15 protein-coding genes are annotated in these 18090 nt (G+C 69.0%); all 15 read right to left on the reverse strand.

Translation table 11 applies throughout. From position 1 onward, the window contains the following. Positions 1-237: 237 nt before the first annotated feature. Positions 238-2010, reverse strand: coding sequence for a 2-isopropylmalate synthase (gene leuA / locus ACHZD8_RS08835; RefSeq protein WP_394769893.1), 1773 nt, complete (start codon positions 2008-2010; stop codon positions 238-240). Positions 2011-2182: 172 nt separating this feature from the next. Further along, positions 2183-4642, reverse strand: coding sequence for a bifunctional lysylphosphatidylglycerol flippase/synthetase MprF (locus ACHZD8_RS08840; protein ID WP_394769894.1), 2460 nt, complete (start codon positions 4640-4642; stop codon positions 2183-2185). Further along, positions 4639-5946 carry an alpha/beta hydrolase gene (locus ACHZD8_RS08845; protein WP_394769896.1) on the reverse strand — a complete coding sequence of 436 codons (1308 nt, stop codon included), beginning with the start codon at positions 5944-5946 and terminating at the stop codon, positions 4639-4641. The genes ACHZD8_RS08840 and ACHZD8_RS08845 overlap by 4 nt, the downstream gene beginning before the upstream one ends. A 286-nt stretch (positions 5947-6232) precedes the next feature. Then, positions 6233-7513: an alpha/beta hydrolase gene (locus tag ACHZD8_RS08850; protein WP_394769897.1), complete on the reverse strand. Its 1281-nt coding sequence runs from the start codon at positions 7511-7513 to the stop codon at positions 6233-6235. 431 nt (positions 7514-7944) lie between these two features. Further along, a complete protein-coding gene (locus ACHZD8_RS08855; RefSeq protein ID WP_394769898.1) occupies positions 7945-9342 on the reverse strand; it encodes an FtsX-like permease family protein in 1398 nt (465 codons plus the stop codon). Next, positions 9339-10115 (reverse strand): ABC transporter ATP-binding protein, encoded by a 777-nt coding sequence (locus ACHZD8_RS08860; RefSeq protein WP_394769899.1) that lies wholly within the window; start codon positions 10113-10115, stop codon positions 9339-9341. Before ACHZD8_RS08860 ends, ACHZD8_RS08855 begins: the two co-directional genes overlap by 4 nt. Positions 10116-10214: 99 nt before the next feature. Then, the gene (locus tag ACHZD8_RS08865) at positions 10215-10880 is read right to left on the reverse strand and encodes a response regulator (protein WP_394769901.1); all 666 of its coding nucleotides are present in this window, start codon (positions 10878-10880) and stop codon (positions 10215-10217) included. Then, entirely contained in the window at positions 10880-12079 is a 1200-nt protein-coding gene (locus ACHZD8_RS08870; RefSeq protein ID WP_394769903.1) for a sensor histidine kinase, read from the reverse strand. Before ACHZD8_RS08870 ends, ACHZD8_RS08865 begins: the two co-directional genes overlap by 1 nt. Before the next feature lie 277 nt (positions 12080-12356). Beyond that, on the reverse strand, positions 12357-13268 hold the full coding sequence (gene era, locus ACHZD8_RS08875; protein ID WP_394769904.1) for a GTPase Era: 912 nt from the start codon (positions 13266-13268) through the stop codon (positions 12357-12359). Continuing rightward, complete coding sequence (locus ACHZD8_RS08880) at positions 13258-14562, reverse strand: hemolysin family protein (protein ID WP_394769905.1); 1305 nt, start codon at positions 14560-14562, stop codon at positions 13258-13260. The genes era and ACHZD8_RS08880 overlap by 11 nt, the downstream gene beginning before the upstream one ends. Before the next feature lie 4 nt (positions 14563-14566). After that, positions 14567-15028: an rRNA maturation RNase YbeY gene (ybeY, locus tag ACHZD8_RS08885; protein ID WP_394769910.1), complete on the reverse strand. Its 462-nt coding sequence runs from the start codon at positions 15026-15028 to the stop codon at positions 14567-14569. A 2-nt stretch (positions 15029-15030) separates the two neighbouring features. Then, positions 15031-16050, reverse strand: coding sequence for a PhoH family protein (locus ACHZD8_RS08890; protein ID WP_394769911.1), 1020 nt, complete (start codon positions 16048-16050; stop codon positions 15031-15033). A gap of 73 nt (positions 16051-16123) precedes the next feature. Next, complete coding sequence (locus ACHZD8_RS08895) at positions 16124-16480, reverse strand: histidine triad nucleotide-binding protein (RefSeq protein ID WP_394769906.1); 357 nt, start codon at positions 16478-16480, stop codon at positions 16124-16126. A gap of 44 nt (positions 16481-16524) precedes the next feature. Continuing rightward, positions 16525-17253 carry a 16S rRNA (uracil(1498)-N(3))-methyltransferase gene (locus ACHZD8_RS08900; protein WP_394769907.1) on the reverse strand — a complete coding sequence of 243 codons (729 nt, stop codon included), beginning with the start codon at positions 17251-17253 and terminating at the stop codon, positions 16525-16527. A 5-nt stretch (positions 17254-17258) separates the two neighbouring features. Further along, on the reverse strand, positions 17259-18090 hold an 832-nt coding region (locus ACHZD8_RS08905; protein ID WP_394769909.1), incomplete at its 5' end, for a DnaJ C-terminal domain-containing protein.

Below are 18090 nucleotides of genomic sequence, written 5' to 3' on the forward strand. Positions count from 1 at the left end.
CCGGTCGACCGGCGATCCGACAGCGCCCGGCCGGTCCCGGCTCACGCCCGCGGCTGACGCAGGCTGATCTCCAGGCCCAGACAATCGGGGCGATCTGCCAAGTGGCGGATCGCCCCGATTGTCTGTCTTGACGCCTGAGTGGTCTTGACGTCTGTGTGGTCTTGACTTCGGGTCGTCTTGACTTCTGTGCTGCCGTGACCTCTGTGCTGTCGGGCCTCTGTGCTGGCCGTGGAGGCGCTAGGCCGGAACGCCTGCCAGGGCGAGGTCGCCTGCCGCCGCACGGATGCCGCGGTTGACCGCGGAGACGACGGCCTTCAGTGAGGCGGTCGAGATGTCGGCGTCGATGCCGACGCCCCAGTAGCGCCGGCCGTTGACGTCGAGTTCGACGTAGGACGCGGCGAGGGCGTCTCCGCCGGCGGACATGGCGTGTTCGACGTAGTCATAGAGGGTGATTGCGATGCCGCGCTCCGCCATGATGCCCAGGAACGCCGCGATCGGACCGTTGCCCGCGCCTTCGACGCGCTCGACCCCGTCGTCATCCCGGAGGTCGACGGTGAGGTCGACGCGGCCGCCCAGGTCGCTCGACGTCCGGGTAGAGAACAGTTCGAACCGGCCCCACTTGTCATCGGGGTGCCCACTGGAACTCGGCAGGTACTCGTCGTTGAAGATCTCCCAGATCTGCTCGCTCGTGACCTCGCCGCCCTCGGCATCCGTCTTGGACTGGACGACCCCGGAAAACTCGATCTGGAGCTTGCGGGGCAGGTCGAGGGAGTGGTCGGTCTTGAGCAGGTAAGCGACGCCGCCCTTGCCGGACTGCGAGTTGACCCGGATGACTGCTTCGTAGCTGCGACCGAGGTCCTTCGGGTCAACGGGCAGGTAAGGCACCGCCCACTGCAGTTCGTCGACGGACCGGCCTTGCGCCGCGGCATCCGCCGCCATGGCCTCGAAGCCCTTCTTGATGGCGTCCTGGTGCGAGCCGCTGAAGGCGGTGAAGACGAGGTCTCCTGCCCAGGGGCTGCGTTCGGGAACGGGCAACTGGTTGCAGTATTCGGCGGTCCGCTTGACCTCGTCGATGTTGCCGAAGTCGATCTGCGGGTCGATGCCCTGGGTGAACAGGTTGATGCCCAGCGCCACGAGGTCGACATTGCCGGTGCGCTCGCCGTTACCGAACAGGCAGCCCTCGATGCGGTCGGCGCCGGCCAGGTAGCCGAGCTCCGCCGCCGCGACCGCCGTGCCCCTGTCGTTGTGCGGGTGCAGGCTCAGGATGATGTTCTCGCGGTGGTTGAGGCGACGCGACATCCACTCGATCGAGTCCGCGTACACGTTCGGGGTCGCCATCTCGACGGTGGCCGGCAGGTTGATGATCACCTGGCGCTCCGGCGTGGGCTGGAACACCTCGATCACCTGGTTGCACACCTCGAGTGCGAACTCGAGCTCCGTGCCGGTGTAGCTCTCCGGCGAGTACTCGTAGTAGATCTCCGTGCCCGGCACCGTCGCCTCGGCGGCCTTGCAGAGGCGGGCGCCCTCGAGCGCGATGTCGATGATGCCCTGCTTGTCCGTGCGGAAGACGACGTCGCGCTGCAGCACGCTGGTCGAGTTGTAGAGGTGCACGATGGCGCGCTTCGCGCCCCTGATCGACTCGTAGGTGCGGTTGATCAGCGCCTCGCGGGCCTGGGTAAGCACCTGGATGGTGACGTCATCGGGAATCAGGTCCTGCTCGATGAGGCTGCGCACGAAGTCGAAGTCGGTCTGGCTCGCCGAGGGGAAGCCGACCTCGATCTCCTTGTAGCCCATCCGCACCAGCAGGTCGAACATGATGCGCTTGCGTTCGGGACTCATCGGGTCGATGAGGGCCTGGTTGCCGTCCCGCAGGTCGACGGCGCACCAGCGGGGCGCGCGCGTGATGCGCTTGGTCGGCCAGGTGCGGTCCGGCAGATCCACGGCCAGCATCTCGTGATACGGACGGTACTTGTGGATCGGCATACCCGAGGGGGCTTGTGTGTTCTTCATGGTCTCAACTCTTGTCTCTTGGTCTGAAGTGGTCAGCCAACGGCGCCGTTGCAGCACCAGTCTCCGCGACGAGTGAGGCCTGAGTTAGGACTCGTCGCGGCAGCTAAGGAGGAGCAGACCGAACAACACTCGCCCAGAATACCACTTTCGCGGCGGGGAATTCGGAGTCGGTTCAGAGGATGCTGCGCATGAACCGCACCATCTGCGGGACCGAGAGCGACGGGATGTACGCCCGGGCAAGCGCCGTGGCGATCGCCGGGAGCGCGAGCGGGTCCGGATACGCCATGAGCAGGGGACGGAACTCCGGCTGGAACTTCTGCTTGAAGGTGAGCAGCGACTGGAAACCGTAGGCCGGCTCGAGCGTGCGCGCGAGCCAGCCGAGCAGGCGCTGGATGCGGTCGGTCTCCGCCTCGGTCGTCGCGGTGCGGGCGAGCGGCGCGGCCGAGAGGCTCATGAACTCGATACCGCGCTGCTGCATGTGCAGCGCGGCGGAGGCGATGAGGAACTCCATCACCCCGTTCATGCTGTCCGGGCGGCGGCGCATGAAGTCGAGGGTCCACCCGATGATCTCTCCGTCACGGTAGGTGGGCATCCAGCTCGTCACGGCCTGCACAACCTCGTCTTCGCCGATCGCGAGGAACAGGCCGACCTCGTGGTCGCTCAGCTCGTCGAGGCCGCCGAGGGTGAAGCCGAGCTCGGGGAGGTTCTTCTCCGCCACCCACGACTCGGAGATGCTCTCGATCTGCGCGGTATGGGCGAGGGAGAGGTTCTGAAAGCTCGTCCACTCCGCGCGCACCCCGTTGCGGCTCGCCCGGTTGATCGAACTGCGAACGTCCTGCCAGCTCTTGCCCAGCATCGACCAGGTCTCCGGGAACACGACGGTCTCCTCGCCCACCACCATTGTCGACCAGCCCATGGCCTCGAACAGTTCCTGCCGCTTCTCCTGAACGCTATAGAACACCGGTGTCCAGCCGTTGTCGTCGCAGAACGTGGCGAACTTGTGGATAGCGTCGTCCACGAGCTCGGGGTCGCCGATGGGGTCGGCGGTGGTGATGGCGACGCCGGAGTTCACCCGATAGGCAATCGCGACCCGGCCGTCGTCGGTGAACCAGTAGCTGTTGCCGTTCCAGGTCGCCATGTGTCCGAGGGACTCGCTGTGCTGCTTGAGCAGGGCGCGAACCCGGTCGCGCTCCACGAAGCTCGTGGCATTGCGGTCGGAGAAGAACAGCGGGATTGCGGCGACCAGCAGCACGATCCAGAAGACGGGCCCGACCCACTCGTAGATCAGCCTGCTCAGGCCGCCGATGGGAAGAAACTGCAGGTCCTCGAGCCGAAGGAAGCCGATGGGCACGAATCGGTCCGGCAGGTCATAGAGCAGCTGCCAGAGGGTGACCACCGGTCGGAACTGGGCTCGGTCGAGCCAGCCGATGCCGACGTAGAGCACCGACAACGCCACGAAGGTGCCGACGACAGTCGCGATGAAGCGAACAGCCACCCGGCGGGTCGATCGCACGGTGAAGTGCCGAAGGTTCGCCGCGATGAGCACGGCGATCACGAGCGGAACGAGCACCGAGACGGACAGTCGAACGACCGCCTCGACGCCGTTCGCGTTCTGCGAGACCCTCTCGTCCTGGCCGATGGCCGGCAGGAATCCGTAGTAGAACGCCGCCAGAAGGGCGAGCCAGAGGTTGACCGCGATCGCGACCCAGGCGGCGCTGCGTCGGCCGCGCAGCATCCCGATCGCCGCGACGATCAGCACGATGAGCGGCAGGGGGGCGAGAATCCCCGGCCCCGGCCCGTTCAGCCTGGCCAGTGCCACGTCGAAGGTGCAGCCAACGCTCGTCATGTGGCCGAGGCACTGGTGGGTCACGGTCTGCAGGTGGGGCAGGGCGTCGCGGAAGAGCAGTCCGAGCGGGTGCAGCGGGCCGTAGCGCGCTGGGGTGAAGATGCTCACGAACGGCCCGATCGCGGTGATCATGAGCGCCGCCGAGAGCAGGCTCCGAGCCTCGTGGTGCGAACTGCGCACCCAGCGCAGCCCGGGCCGGGAGCGGGCCAGCACGAGCCCGAGGATGAACCCGGCGACCGCGGCGATCAGCCGGAAAAGGTCGGAGGGCTGGCCGGAGTAGAGGAACACCACGGTGAGCGCGGTGAAGCCGAGCACGCGCACGCGGCGGCGCCAGAGCGGGCCCGCGAAGGCGCTGGCCGTGAGAATCGTGCCCGAGATGGCCGTGAACGGGTCGAGCACTATCGATTCCTGGATGCCGACCGCCCAGAACTCCCGCGCCATCAGGCCGGCCGCCTGCAGCAGCATCCCGACCCCAGCCCCGATGACGGGCGTGACCACGAACGCGAGCACAGTGCGCCACCAGCCCATCACCCGTTCGGCGGCGCCGACCAGCACGACGATGGCGGCCACGGACGCCAGCAACTCGAGGATGCCGGAGGCGAAGAACACGGAGGTGATCGGGGAGAAGTAGTTGTGACTGCCGTTGAAGGCCTCCAACCCGGTGCCCACGACCACTCGGAGCTGCGGACGCGGCCCATGGATGAGCGACCCCGTCGCGAACGCGAGAACCAGCATGAGGCCGGCAATCGAGAGGCTGGCCCGCCGGCCGGCAAGCCAGCGGCTCACGAGAGGCCCCAGCGGGCGTAGAGGATGGGCAGCGACTCGTGCAGGGCGTACTGCACCGTGTGCCAGTCGTGGGCGGTGCCCGGAGACCGGATGAAGTGCACGGTCATCCCGGCGGCGCTCGCCGCCTGGGAGACCGTCGCCGCGGCGACCCCGTAGCGCGTGTCGTTCTGGCCCACGGCGAAGATGCCGAGCGTGTCGGCGTACGGGGCGCCGGCGGCCATCAGCGAGAGCGGGGTGGCCGCCTGGTAGGCGGACGCCGAGCCGCCGAAAGCGCTCGCGATGGTCGCGGCCACGGTGCCGCGCACCGGCGCCAGCTGCCCGGAGACGTCGAAGATGCTGCCGTAGAGACCGCGGAACTTGGCGCCGAGCTGGATGGAGCAGGTGCCCCCCTCTGAGAAGCCGCCGATCGCCCAGTCCTTGCGGTCCTGCAGAACGTGAAGGTGGGAGTTGATCCAGTCCGGCACGTCGACCGTGAGGTAGGTCTCCACGTTGCCGAGGGGCGAGTCGAGGCACATCGGGTTCTGCTGCGGCGCACCGAGCTGGTCGGGGATGACGACGATCGGCGCGAGGCCGCGGTGATCGTGCGCGTACGCGTTGAGGATGTTCGCGAGGTTGCCGGAGGTCAGCAGGCTGGCCGGGGCGCCGGGCTGCCCAGACAAAATCTCGAGCACCGGCAGCCGTGGCGCATTCTTCACCAGCGCGGCCGGCGGCAGGTAGACGATGGCCGAACGCGCCGCGAAGTGCGAGACGGTGGCCGGGATGGTGACGGTTCCGACGGTGCCGGTGGCGGGCAGGTCGGCCGGCGGCCGCCAGGTCTGGGCGAGAGTCGCCGTGGACTGCAGCGCGGGAGTTGGTGCCTGCGAGGGCGTCGGAAGGGCGAGCGGGGAGACGTGGCCGACGCCCAGGGCCGAGCCGAGCGTTGGGAACTCCGCGACGTCCACGTTCACGCCGACCCCGCCCATGAGGGCGAAGAGAAACACGGAGCTCGCGGCCAGGACGACCCGCCACGGGCGCGACTGCCAGATCCCGGCGAGCGCGAATCCGATGCCGCCGATCCCCAGGCCGAACCAGAGCCGAGTCAGCGGGGTGAGCGAGAGACCGAAGGTGTTCCAGACGTCGCTGATGAGCCACGCCAGCAGATAGCCCACAGCCACGCCGACCGCTCCGCCGGCGAACTGCACAGGCAGCCAGCGCCGCAGCGGGCGCTTGGTGGCGAGGGCGATGAACGCGACAGCGCTCAGGACGTAGACGACGATCGGCAGCGGTCCGGTCTCGAGCCGGAGGTTCCACAGGGCGTTCAACACGTATCGGGCCTCTTTCCTCGCCCCGCTGGCGAGTCGATCACCATTATGAGGAGGCAATCCGATGTCGTGCCGCGTATTGGCGCTCTCTGTGAGAAGGCTCAGAGTACGCCACGCAGAGTCACAGCGAGCCCCCGGTTTGGGTTTCGCTCACGTCTCCCCCGCGGTTTCCCTCCCTCCCCCCTTCCGAAATCCATGCATTCTTAGGCGACACGCCTGCACTGGAGTGCAACACGCCGGCTGGGCTGGAGCTTTGCATGGATTTCGGAAGGGGGCGGGACGGATGCCCTCAGTCGAGGCCCCAGTGCGCCGCGAACACGTCGAGCGCATTCTCGAGCGCGAAGTCGACGGTTCGCCAGTCGTGGGCGCTTCCGGACGACACGAAGAGATGGGTGTGCATCCCCGCGGCGCCGGCCCGCGCCGCGATCATCCGCACCCCCGGTCCGAACCGGCCGTCCCCGTCGCCCAGGCCGAAGACGGCGACCGAGTCCGGGTACGGCGCATACCTGGAGAGCACGGCGGACGGCGTCGCGGCCGCGTACGCGCTGACGGAGCCCCCGAATCCCGACTCGACGGTGTCGGCGTCGCTCCCCCGGCTGGGGGCGACCTCGCCGCTGATGTCGAGGAGGCTGCCAAAGAGTTCCGGATGCCCGGCCCCCAGCTGGATGGCGCAGGTGCCGCCCTGGGAGAAACCGCCGATCGCCCAGTCGCGGCGGGCGGAGAGCACGTTGAGGTGTCGCCTGATCCAGTGCGGCACGTCCACCGTCAGGTAGGTGGCCGATGCTCCGAGTCTGGAGTCGACGCACATTGGGTTGGACTCGGCGTGCCCGAGCTGGTCGGCCACGACGACGATCGGGGCGAGGCCCCTGTGCCGCCGCGCGAATGCGTCGAGGTGCCGCTGGAGCTGCGCCGACACCGCGAACTGTTGGGGGCTTCCCGGCTGGCCGGACATCAGCACGAGCACCGGGAGCCTCGGCGGCCGGGCCACGAGGGCGGCGGGAGGCAGGTAGACCAGGGCATCGCGAGACCGGAAGCCGGACACCTCCGGCGGGATGACGACCGTGCCGATGCGCCCCGTGCCGCGAAGCCCGGAGGGCGGTCGCCACGACGAGGCCAGGCTCCCGGCGGAGGCGGGTTCGGGAGTCGCGGATGGGAGGGCGATCGGCTCGAACTCGCCGAGCGCGACCACCGCGCTCAGGTTGGCGAACTCGCCCACCGCGATGTTGGTACCCACAGCCCCGGTGACGGCCACAATCGGAATCGCCGCCGCCGCAAGGGCGATGCGCCATCGCCGTCCGCGGCCCTTGTCCGGCACCAAGAGGCCGGCCACGGCCACGGCGATGGCCGCACCCGTTCCGCCGAACCACGCCAGCGCGCCGAGGGCGGCCACGTCGTCGTAGAGGTGGGCGAGCATCCCGAGCAGGAGCCCGCTCGCGAGTCCGACGCCGCACCCGATCGCGGCCGCGGTGCCCCAGACCCGTGACCACCTCCGCCACGGCCGCCGCACCAGCAGGGCGGAGACCACTATCGCGGCGAGCAGGAAGAGCCCGGCGGGAACGTAGCCGTGCACGAGGGAAACGGACAGCAGACCGTCGATCGGGATGCCTCCTTGCCGGTCTCGAAAATGTGTGACGTCCCACTATGCAAATCCGACCTGCCGCAGAGCCCGCGTTGTGGCGATCCTGAGAAGACTTTCAGGCATTTCGGCCAGTTTCTGGGCGTTCGCCGAGCCGCGCGGGCACCGCTCGGCCCGTCGGCAGGGGTAGCCGCCCAGCGGCCGCGCCCTGATCCCGCCGTCCCCCGCCCAGCTGCCGCGCCCTCATCCTGCAGCCCCCTCATCCTGACGCGCCATCCCGCTGCCGCGCCCGAAATCCATGCATTCCTTCGCGACACGCCGGCTGGGTGACACGACGCGCCGAGGCGGGGCAAGGTTTGCATGGATTTCGGAAGGGGGATCGAGGAACGGGGAAGGAGATCGCCCGCGGGCGGGGGCGGATGCCGTCAGTCGACGGCGAGGGCCGCCACCGGCGCGACTCTGGTCGCCCGGCGCGACGGAGCGATCGACGCCACGAGGGTGAGCACCGCCGCGCCGGCCACCACGATGCCGATGAGCGGCAGCGGCACCGCGGGCACGATGAGGCCGGGGCTGCCCTTGATCGAGCCCAGCAGCGACTGCGCGCCCGCCCAGCCGTAGAACACGCCGAGCACGAGCCCGACGAGCACCGCGGCCACCGTGAGCTGGGCGCTCTCGGCGAGGATCATCCGGCGCACCTGGCGGGCAGTGAACCCGAGCGCCCGCAGGAGACCGAGTTCCCGCGTACGCTGCAGCACGCTCAACGAGAGGTTGTTCACCATGCCGATGGCGGCGATGAGCGCGCTGAAGCCCATGAGCGCCGAGAACACCCCGACCGTGATGGCGAGAGTCTGGTCCACGCCCTGGTAGACCTCCGGCTGCGACTTCTGGGCGGCGAGGATCATCTGCTGGTAGCTCTCCACGGCCACGGCGAACATCGTGATCAGCGTGACGCCGATAACCAGCCCGATCGTGGTGCGGGAACTCCGCTCCGGGTAGCGCACCGCGTTCTCCGCGGCGAGGCGTGCGGTCGCGCTCGAGCCGAACATCCGCCCGGTGAGGCGAAGGGCGGGCGGCATCACGAGGTGTGCGCCGATCACGAGGCCGGTGAAGGAGAGGATGCCGCCCGCGAGGCCGACCAGCACGCCCACGGGGCTGACGAGGCCGAGGAGAACGCCGAGTCCCAGTAGACCCGCGCCGACCGAGAAGAGCACGATGGCCATGATGTTGCGGCCGCGGCGGCCGGAGACCTCCTCGCGCGAATGCTCGACGGCCACCCCCGTCGCCTGGATCGGCGAGACCAGGAGTACCCGGCGAGAGCCCACCCACGACGCGAGCCAGGTGGTGAGAACCACCGCGACCGCCGGCAGCAGAACGACCGGCTCCACGAAGGTGTACGGCAGGCTCGGCACGAACCGGGTCGCCGTGGCGATCGTGACCATCACCAGGGTGACCGCGGTGCCGATCACGATGCCGAGAACGGCCCCGAGAATCCCGACCGTGAGGCCTTCGCGGGCCACGCCGCGACGCTGCGATGCCGCGCTCGAGCCGATGAGCCTGAACAGCGCGATGGTGCGCGTGCGGCCGGCGATGATCGTGGCGAAGGTGTTCGAGGTGACGATCGCCCCGACGTAGATCGAGATGATGATGAAGATGAACGCGACGATCCCGAGCATGAGCCCCACCGTCGCGCTGGCGCCCGTCACGTCGTCGGCGGCGATGATCTGGCCGAGCACCGCCGTGATCTCGAGCAGGCTCACCCCGAAGGCGGCGCTCAGCGTCGCGACGAGAACACTCGGCACGTGCTCCCTGATGCCCCGCCTCATGCCGCCTTCTCCATGCCGAGCATGAAGCTCGAGATCTCTTCGGCGGTCGAACGCGCGCGCTCTTCCACGACCCGGCCATCGGCCAGGAAGAGGATGCGGTCCGCATAGCTCGCCGCGATGGGATCGTGGGTGACCATGGCGATGCTCTGGCCGTAGTCGGTGCTCGACGCGGCGAGCAGGGAGAGCACCTCGCGGCTCGTGCGCGAGTCGAGGTTGCCGGTCGGCTCGTCGGCGAAGACCAGGTCGGGCCGCGTGGCGAGTGCCCGCGCGATGGCGACGCGCTGCTGCTGCCCGCCGGACAGCTCGTGCGGGCGGTGCCGCAGGCGGTCGCGAAGACCGAGGGAGTCGATGAGCCGGTCGATCCACTCGCTCTCGTCCCGGGCCGGGCGGCGCCCGTCGAGCTCGAACGGCAGCAGGATGTTGCCGCTCACGTCGAGGGTGGGCACGAGGTTGAACGACTGGAACACGAAACCGACTCGGCGTCGGCGCAGGATGGTGAGGTCCTCATCCCGCAGGCTCGTGATCTCGGTGTTGCCGAGCCAGGCCTGCCCGCTCGTGGCCGTGTCGAGGCCGGCCATGATGTGCATGAGGGTGGACTTGCCAGACCCGCTCGGTCCCATGATCGCGGTGAACTCGCCCCGGCGGATTCCTATGGAGACGCCGTCGAGCGCGGTGACGGTGTTGCTGCCCGCGCCGTAGGACTTGCTGAGTCGCGAGACGCGGGCGACGAGGCCCGCCTCGTCATGGTCGAATGCTGCGTTGTGTGAATGCATACTTCGACGCTACGGACGCGGAGCCGGGCAGAAATCGGGCGGAGGTCGCTGCCCGCTACATCCAGAGGATGAGGTTTCCCCCGTTTCGGGGCCAGGGCTTCAGCCGTTGAGGCCGTGCTCGAACGCGAAGACCACGAGCTGAACCCGGTCTCTCAGGCCGAGCTTGGCGAGGATGCGACTCACGTGCGTCTTGACCGTCGCCTCGCTGAGGTACTCCCCCGAGGCGATTTCGGCGTTGCTGAGCCCGCGCGCCGCGAGCACGAAGATGTCCCGCTCCCGCGAGGTCAGCTGGCCGAACGATAGCGGCACCTCCGGACGCACCGGGCGCACCGTGAAGTGCTCGAACAGCTCCCGCGTGGCGGAAGCCGCGATCACCGCGTTGCCGGCGTGCACCGTGCGGATCGCGGCCAGCAGAAACTCGGGGTCGGCGTCCTTGAGCACGAACCCGCTCGCCCCGCCGCGGATCGCCCGCGTCGCCGCCTCGTCGAGGTCGAACGTGGTGAGCACGATGATTCGGGGCACGGAGCCGCCACGCGCCTGCGCCGCGGCCAGGATCGCGGTCGTCGCCTCGATTCCGTCCATGACGGGCATCCGGATGTCCATGAGCACCACGTCGGGGCGCGTCTCGGCGGCCATCGACACGGCCTCGTGTCCGTTGCCGGCCTCGCCGACCACCTCGAGGTCCGCCTGCGACGCCACCAGCATCCTGATGCCGGCGCGGAACAGGGACTGGTCGTCAACGAGGGCCACGCGGATGGCGGCCATCAGCGCACCGCCGCGGCGGGGGGAACGAGCAGGGTCGCCGAGACCACCCAGCGCCCGTCGATGGCGTGGGCGCCGAACTCACCGCCGAAGAGGGCTGCGCGTTCACGCATTCCCGCGATCCCATGCCCGGTCGGGTTGGCCGCGCCGAGCCCGTCCTCGCGCAGCGCGCTCGAGACGGTCACCTCGAGGGCGTCCGGGCGCCAGTGGAACTCGAGCCGCACCTCCCGGCTGGTGTCGCCGTGGCGCAAGGCATTCGTGAGCGCCTCCTGCACGATCCGGTAGACGGCGAGCTGCTGACCGGTGGCGAGGGCGAGCGGCTGCCCGGTGGCCTCGCGGGAGATGATGAGGCCCGAGCTGCGCATCTGCTCGACCAGCCGGTCGAGGTCGGCGAGCACCGGTTGCGGGGAGTCGCCCTGGTTGTGCCTCAGCTGGGAGAGCAGGATCCGCACGTCGCCGAGGGCCTCCCGGGCGGTGCTCGAGATCGTGGCGAGGGCCTCGTCCACGACCCCGGGATCGGCCTCCCGCGCATAGCGGGCACCATCCGCCTGCGCGATCACGACCGCGAGGGAGTGGGCGACGACGTCGTGCATGTCTCGGGCGATGCGGTTGCGCTCCTGCTCGACCACCACATCCTGCTCAGCGATGACCTGGGCGTTACGGCTCGCCCTGGCGCGTTGCATGGTGCGAGCGAGCAGGCCGAGCGTCCAGGACAGGCCGAGGACGGCCAGGCAGCCGAAGAAGATGACCAGGGACCTCGCGAGAAGTTGCGGGAGGTACGAGAACAGGCTGACTCCGCTGCCCGACACCACGTCGGCGACCGAGCCGGCGATGCCGCTCCTCACCACGATGTAGGCCGCGGCGATGATGGAGCCCACCGCCGCCGAGGCGAGGCCCAACCAACGAACCACGCGGCCGCCGTAGCAGGCGGTGGTGAACAACACGGCGAGCACTGCCAGATCGTAGGTCTGCGGGGCGTCGATCCCGGCGGCCATGTGCACCACGGCGCCCAACCAGGCCACGCCGAGCGCCGGCCCCGGGCTCAGCCGGCGAAACGCGAGCGCGGCCGAGAAGAACGTGAGCGCGACGCTGCCCGGCCATCCCGTTCCCAGGGTGAACACCGCGGGAAACTGCACCCAGAAGAACACCACGGCCACCGAGATGTCGGTCACCAGCTGGTAGCGCCGAAGGGTGCGGATCATTACCCCACCGTAGGCCGCCTCGGCGGCCGAGATCGGCCGGCGCCGTTCATCTCCCTCTCGCGGCGCCCTCGTGGCGCGGAAAATCATCCTGCAGATGTAGGTCTGGCGTCCCTTCCCGCTCCCGTTCCCGCTCGCGGAGGGAGTCACGCCGTCGCGGCGGGGGTTACGCCTCCCGCCGCGAGCAGATATCCCCGCCGCCGGGCGCGTCATCCCCCGCCGCGACGCCAGAATCACGGCGCCAACCGGTCGCCAAGAGCCAAGAGCTAGAAGCTCAGGGCTAGAACCCGAGCCGGCCGAGCTGCTTCGGGTCGCGCTGCCAGTCCTTGGCCACCTTCACCCGCAGCGACAGGAACACCTGCTTGCCCACGAGCGGCTCGATCTGCCGCCGGGCGCGCGCGCCCACCTCGGCGAGCCGCGATCCCTGGTGCCCGATGATGATGCCCTTTTGGCTGTCCCGCTCCACGAACAGGTTCGCGTAGATCTCCACGAGATCGTTGTCGTCGCGCTCCACGATGTCGTCGATGGTCACCGCGATCGAGTGCGGGAGTTCGTCTTCCACGCCCTCGAGAACGGCCTCGCGGATGAGCTCGCTGATCCGGTCGTCGAGGCTCTCCTCGGTCACGGCGTCGGCCGGGTAGAGCGCCTCCGACACGGGCAGGAGGCGGATCAGCTCGGTGGCGAGGGTGTCGAGCTGGATGCGGCTGGTCGCCGACACCGGGATGATCGCCTCCCAGTCGCGCAGCTCGGAGACCGCGAGCAGCTGGGCTGCGACGGCGGGACGCGAGGCCGCGTCGATCTTCGTCACGATCGCCACCTTCTTCGCCCGCGGGAACGAGTCGAGCTGCTCGTTGATGTACCGGTCGCCCGGCCCGATCTTCTCGTTGGCCGGCATGCAGAAACCGACGACATCCACGTCCCCCAGCGTCGACTGAACGATGCTGTTCAGCCGCTCGCCGAGGAGGGTGCGCGGGCGATGCATGCCCGGCGTGTCGACGAGGATCAACTGGCCGTTCCTCTGGTGCGCGATGCCCCGGATGGCGCGGCGGGTGGTCTGCGGCTTGGACGAGGTGATGGCCACCTTCTCGCCGACGAGCGCGTTGGTGAGCGTCGACTTGCCGACGTTGGGACGCCCGACGAACGACACGAAGCCGGCCCTGAACTCCGTTGGTGCCTCGGGCTCATTCGCCACGGTCGTCTCCATTGCTTGGTTTGCCGAACGCCGCCTGAGCGTCGATGAGGGCCTGGTCGCGCTCGACGAGCACGGTGCTGAGCCGCTTGCGGCGGCCCTCCGTGCGCTCGGCGGTAAGGATGAGTCCAGAATACGTGGCCACGGAGCCGGCCAGCGGCAGTCGCCCGAGCGCCTTGGTGAGCAGCCCGCCCACCGAGTCGACGTCGTCGTCCTCCAGGTCGATCGCGAACAGCTCGCCGAGCTCGTCCACCGGAAGCCGTGCGCTCACCCGGAACACGCCGTCGTCGAGCCGCTCGATCTCCACGACCTCGTGGTCGTACTCGTCGGAGATGTCGCCGACGAGCTCCTCGATCAGGTCCTCGAGCGTCACGAGCCCGGCGATCCCGCCGTATTCGTCCACGACCATCGCGAGGTGGTTGGATTCGAGCTGCATCTGGCGCAGCGTGTCGTCGGCCTTCTTCGACTCCGGGATGAACACGGCCGGGCGCACGAGTTCGCCCACCGTGATCGTGTCCATGCCGAGCGGCCGCTCGTACCCGAGCCTCGCCACGTCCCTCAGGTAGAGGATGCCGCGCACCTCGTCCACGTCCTCCCCCATCACGGGCATGCGGGAGACGCCCTTGCTCAGGAACAGCCCCATCGCGGCGCCGAGGTTCTCGGTGTCGTCGATCGTCACCATGTCGGTGCGCGGGATCATCACCTCGCGCACGACGGTGTCGCTGAATTCGAAGATCGAGTGGATGAGCTCGCGGTCGTCCTCCTCGAGCACCTTGTCTTCCGTGGCCTCGTCGACCATGCTCAGCAGCTGCTCCTCGCTGGAGAAGCTGGCCCGGCGGCCCGGCGTGACGCGGTTGCCGACGGCGACGAGCGCGGCGGCGACCGGACCGAGGGACACCCGGATGGCGTGCACGACCCAGGCCGACCAGCGCGCGATCGACCGGGCGTGCACCCGGCCGACGCTGCGCGGGCTCGAGCCGACGAGCACGAAGGACACCGTGATCATGATGAGCGCGGAGGCGAGCAGCGCCCACCACCAGTCGGCGAAGACATAGGCGAACGACAGCGAGACGAGCACCGCGGCGGTGGTCTCCGCGACGACGCGCATGAAGTTGACGGCGTTGACGTGCGCGCCCACGTCGCCGGCGATCGCGAGGAGGGAGTTGCGGGCCCTCGAGTGCGCGGCGATCTCGAGCAGGTCGTTGCGCGAGAGCACGCCGAGCGCCGCATCGGCCGCGGCGAGCAGGCCACCGAAGATCACCAGCAGGACGGCGACGCTGACGAAGATCGGGATCATGCGTCTATCGTCGTCGCTCGGCGAGGGAGAAACCAGCGAGGATGTCGCGCTGAACGCCGAACATCTCCTTCTCCTCGTCCGGTTCCGCGTGGTCGAATCCGAGAAGGTGCAGGATGCCGTGGGTGGTCAGCAGCAGCATCTCCTCGAGCGGGCTATGCCCGGCGGTCTCCGCCTGGGCCACCGCCACCTGCGGGCAGATCACGATGTCGCCCAGGAGCCCGGCCGGGGTCATGGCGTCCTCGGTGCCCGGACGCAACTCGTCCATGGGGAAGCTCAGCACATCCGTGGGGCCCGGCTCGTCCATCCACTGCAGGTGCAGCTGCTCCATGGCGCCCTCGTCCACGAAGATGATCGCCAGCTCGGCATCGGGGTGCACGTGCAGCTGGTCGAGCGCGAAGATCGCGAGCCGCTGGATGGCGGCCTCGTCGACCGGGATCGTGGTCTCGTTGTTGATCTCGATCGACACAGTCAGCGGCCCCATCTCTTGCCCAGGCGATCCTGGGGCGGCCTGCCCGAGCGGCGCTCGGACCGGTTGGCGTCGTCCGACGCCTGCTGGCGCTCGAACTTCTGCGCCTGCCTCTCGGCGTCGTACCTCGTGTACGCATCCACGATCCGGCCCACGAGGCTGTGCCGCACGACGTCGTCGCTCGTGAGCCGCGCGAAGTGGATCTCGTTAAGTTCGTCGAGCACCCGGGTCACCAGCTGCAGCCCGCTCGCGCCGGCCGGTAGGTCAACCTGGGTCACGTCGCCGGTGACGACCATCTTCGAGCCGTGGCCGAGCCGGGTGAGGAACATCTTCATCTGCTCCGGCGTGGTGTTCTGCGCCTCGTCGAGCACGATGAACGCCTCGTTCAGGGTGCGACCGCGCATGTAGGCGAGCGGCGCGACCTCGATGGTGCCCGCGGCAAGAAGCTTGGGCACGATCTCCGGATCCATCATCTCGTTGAGCGCGTCGTAGAGCGGACGCAGGTACGGGTCGATCTTGTCGGTGAGCGTGCCCGGCAGGTAGCCCAGGCGTTCGCCGGCCTCCACCGCCGGACGGGTGAGGATGATGCGACTCACCTCCTTGCGCTGCAGCGCCTGCACGGCCTTCGCCATCGCCAGGTAGGTCTTGCCGGTTCCGGCCGGGCCGATCCCGAAGGTGATGGTGTTCTCGTCGATGGCGTCCACGTACTGCTTCTGCCCGAGGGTCTTGGGCCGGATGCTCTTGCCCCGGCTGGTGAGGATCGCCTGGCTGAGCAGCTCGGCCGGACTCACCCGCGGGTCGGCGCCGAGGATCTTCGCCGACTCCTCCACCTCGCGCTGGCCCAGCTCCTGGTCGCCACGCACCATCGTCACCAACTCCTCCACCAGCCTCACGGCCGCTCGCACCTGGTCGGCATCGCCGTCCAGGGTGATTTCGTTTCCGCGCACGAGAACCTCGACTCGCGGGTACTGCCTCTCGATGGTCTTGAGCAGCCGGTCCTGCGGCCCCAGAAGACGCACCATGGCCACGCCGTCAACGCGCAACTCGACGTGCTCGCGGTCGCCGGGGGTCGACGCGTCGGAACCGAATCGATTGCTACTGGCCAAGGGTTCCTTCCGGCAGCGAACCGCCAAGAACGTGGGCGTGGACGTGGAAGACGGTCTGGCCGGCGGACGGCCCGGTGTTGAAGACGAGGCGGAACTCTCCCCCGGAACGCTCGGTCGCGAGCTGCTGGGAGACCGCGACGACCTCGGCGAGCAGCGCGGGGTCCCCCGCGGCGAGATCTCCGACGTTGCGATAGCGTTCCGTCTTGGGGATCACCAGCAGGTGCACGGGCGCCTTCGGCGCGATGTCGGTGATCGCGATGATGCGCTCGTTCTCGAAGACCACGTCGGCCGGGATCTCCCGGGCGATGATCTTCGTGAAGATCGAACTCTCCTGCGTTTCTGACATGCCTCTAGCTTAGAAGACCGGGCCGCGCGCGGCGGCGGCGTTCGCTACCAGCGGCCGAGTTGGGCATTGAGCACCGCGATGGCGGCCGGACCAGCACTCGAGGTGCGGAGGATGGTGTCGCCCAGCCGCACGAGCGTCGCGCCGGCCCCCTCGAGCCTGCTCAACTCCGACGGCGCGATCCCGCCCTCCGGACCCACGACGAGCACCACGTCCCGCCCGTCCGGCTCGACTGCCGTGATCGGCGTCTGCGCGGTCGGCTCGAGCACCAGCAGCCTGGTGTCCGCCGCGAGGGCGGCGAGCACCACGGTCGAGGCGAGGTCTCCCACCTCCGGGATCCAGGTGCGCATGGACTGCTTGCTCGCCTCCCGCACGATGGCGGTCCAGCGATCGTGGCCCTTGCGAATCCTGGCGCCCTCCCACTTGACGATCGAGCGCTGCGCCGCCCAGGGAATCACCCCGTCGACGCCGAGCTCGGTCGCCTGCTGCACGGCGTATTCGTCTCGATCACCCTTGGCAAGCGCCTGGGCGAGCCAGACCGCCGGGCTGTTCGGCTCGCTGCGCTCCACCGAGGCCACCTCCACCACGAACTCGGACGGCTCGGCCGACACGACGGCCCCCGAGACGACGAGCCCCGCCCCGTTGCCGACAGAGATCGACTCGCCGACGGCGATGCGGCTCACCGTCACCGCGTGCCGGGCCTCCTGCCCGGTCACCGACACCCGGCCGCCGACGGCAGCCTCGGTGAGTTCCTCGTTCAGGTAGAAGTGAGCCACGGGACTCAGATGTTGAGGAAGCGGTCGCGGAGCTTCTGGAACAGCCCCTGCTGGAAGTGGGTGAGCGTGGGCGGCGCAGAGCGGCGTGACCCGGCGAACTGCTTGATCAGCTCCTGCTCCTTGTGGCTGAGCTTGCTCGGGGTGGTCACCTGCACCCCGATCTTGAGGTCTCCGCGCCCATTGCCGCGCAGCCTGGTGACCCCGCGGTCCTTGATCGTGATGACCTCGGCGCTCTGGGTTCCCGGCTTGATGTCCACCGCGACCTCCCCGTCGAGCGTCTTGAGGGTGGTGCGGGTGCCGAGGATCGCATCCGTCATCTGCACCTCGAGGGTCGCCAGCAGGTCGTCGCCGTTGCGGCTGAAAATGTCGTGATGCTTCACCTTGATCTCGAGGAACAGGTCGCCGGCGGGCCCACCGGCCGGGCCGATCTCGCCCTGACCGGGGAGCTGGATGCGCAGCCCGGTGTCCACGCCGGCGGGAATCTCGATCTTGGCGGTACGCACGGCGCGCACCCGGCCCTGACCCTGACAGGTCGGGCACGGGGTCTGGATGACCGTGCCAAAGCCGCGACAGGTGCCGCACGGGCTCGACGTCATGACGTTGCCGAGGAGGCTGCGCACGGTGCGCTGGATCGAACCGCTTCCGTTACAGATGTCACAGGTTTGCGGGGACGTCCCCGGAGCGCAGCAGCTACCCTCGCAGGTTTCGCAGAGCACAGCCGTCTGGATGTCGAGGTCGCGCTTGCTTCCAAAGATGACCTCCTTGAGGTCGAGCTCCACCCGCAACAGCGCATCCTGACCACGCTCCTTCCGCGATCGGGGCCCGCGCTGTGCTCCG

This window comes from Lacisediminihabitans sp. (assembly GCF_043726815.1).
In the GTDB taxonomy this organism is placed as follows: Bacteria; Actinomycetota; Actinomycetes; order Actinomycetales; family Microbacteriaceae; genus Lacisediminihabitans.

What these genes read in the sequence shown, in the direction of transcription:
- ACHZD8_RS08860 (WP_394769899.1), bottom strand. Translation starts at nt 10,115, where the DNA reads ATGCATTCACACAACGCAGCATTCGACCATGACGAGGCGGGCCTCGTC.
- ACHZD8_RS08895 (WP_394769906.1), bottom strand. Translation starts at nt 16,480, where the DNA reads ATGTCAGAAACGCAGGAGAGTTCGATCTTCACGAAGATCATCGCCCGG.
- ACHZD8_RS08880 (WP_394769905.1), bottom strand. Translation starts at nt 14,562, where the DNA reads ATGATCCCGATCTTCGTCAGCGTCGCCGTCCTGCTGGTGATCTTCGGT.
- ACHZD8_RS08865 (WP_394769901.1), bottom strand. Translation starts at nt 10,880, where the DNA reads ATGGCCGCCATCCGCGTGGCCCTCGTTGACGACCAGTCCCTGTTCCGC.
- ACHZD8_RS08890 (WP_394769911.1), bottom strand. Translation starts at nt 16,050, where the DNA reads ATGGTGCGTCTTCTGGGGCCGCAGGACCGGCTGCTCAAGACCATCGAG.
- ACHZD8_RS08870 (WP_394769903.1), bottom strand. Translation starts at nt 12,079, where the DNA reads ATGATCCGCACCCTTCGGCGCTACCAGCTGGTGACCGACATCTCGGTG.
- ACHZD8_RS08855 (WP_394769898.1), bottom strand. Translation starts at nt 9,342, where the DNA reads ATGAGGCGGGGCATCAGGGAGCACGTGCCGAGTGTTCTCGTCGCGACG.
- leuA (WP_394769893.1), bottom strand. Translation starts at nt 2,010, where the DNA reads ATGAAGAACACACAAGCCCCCTCGGGTATGCCGATCCACAAGTACCGT.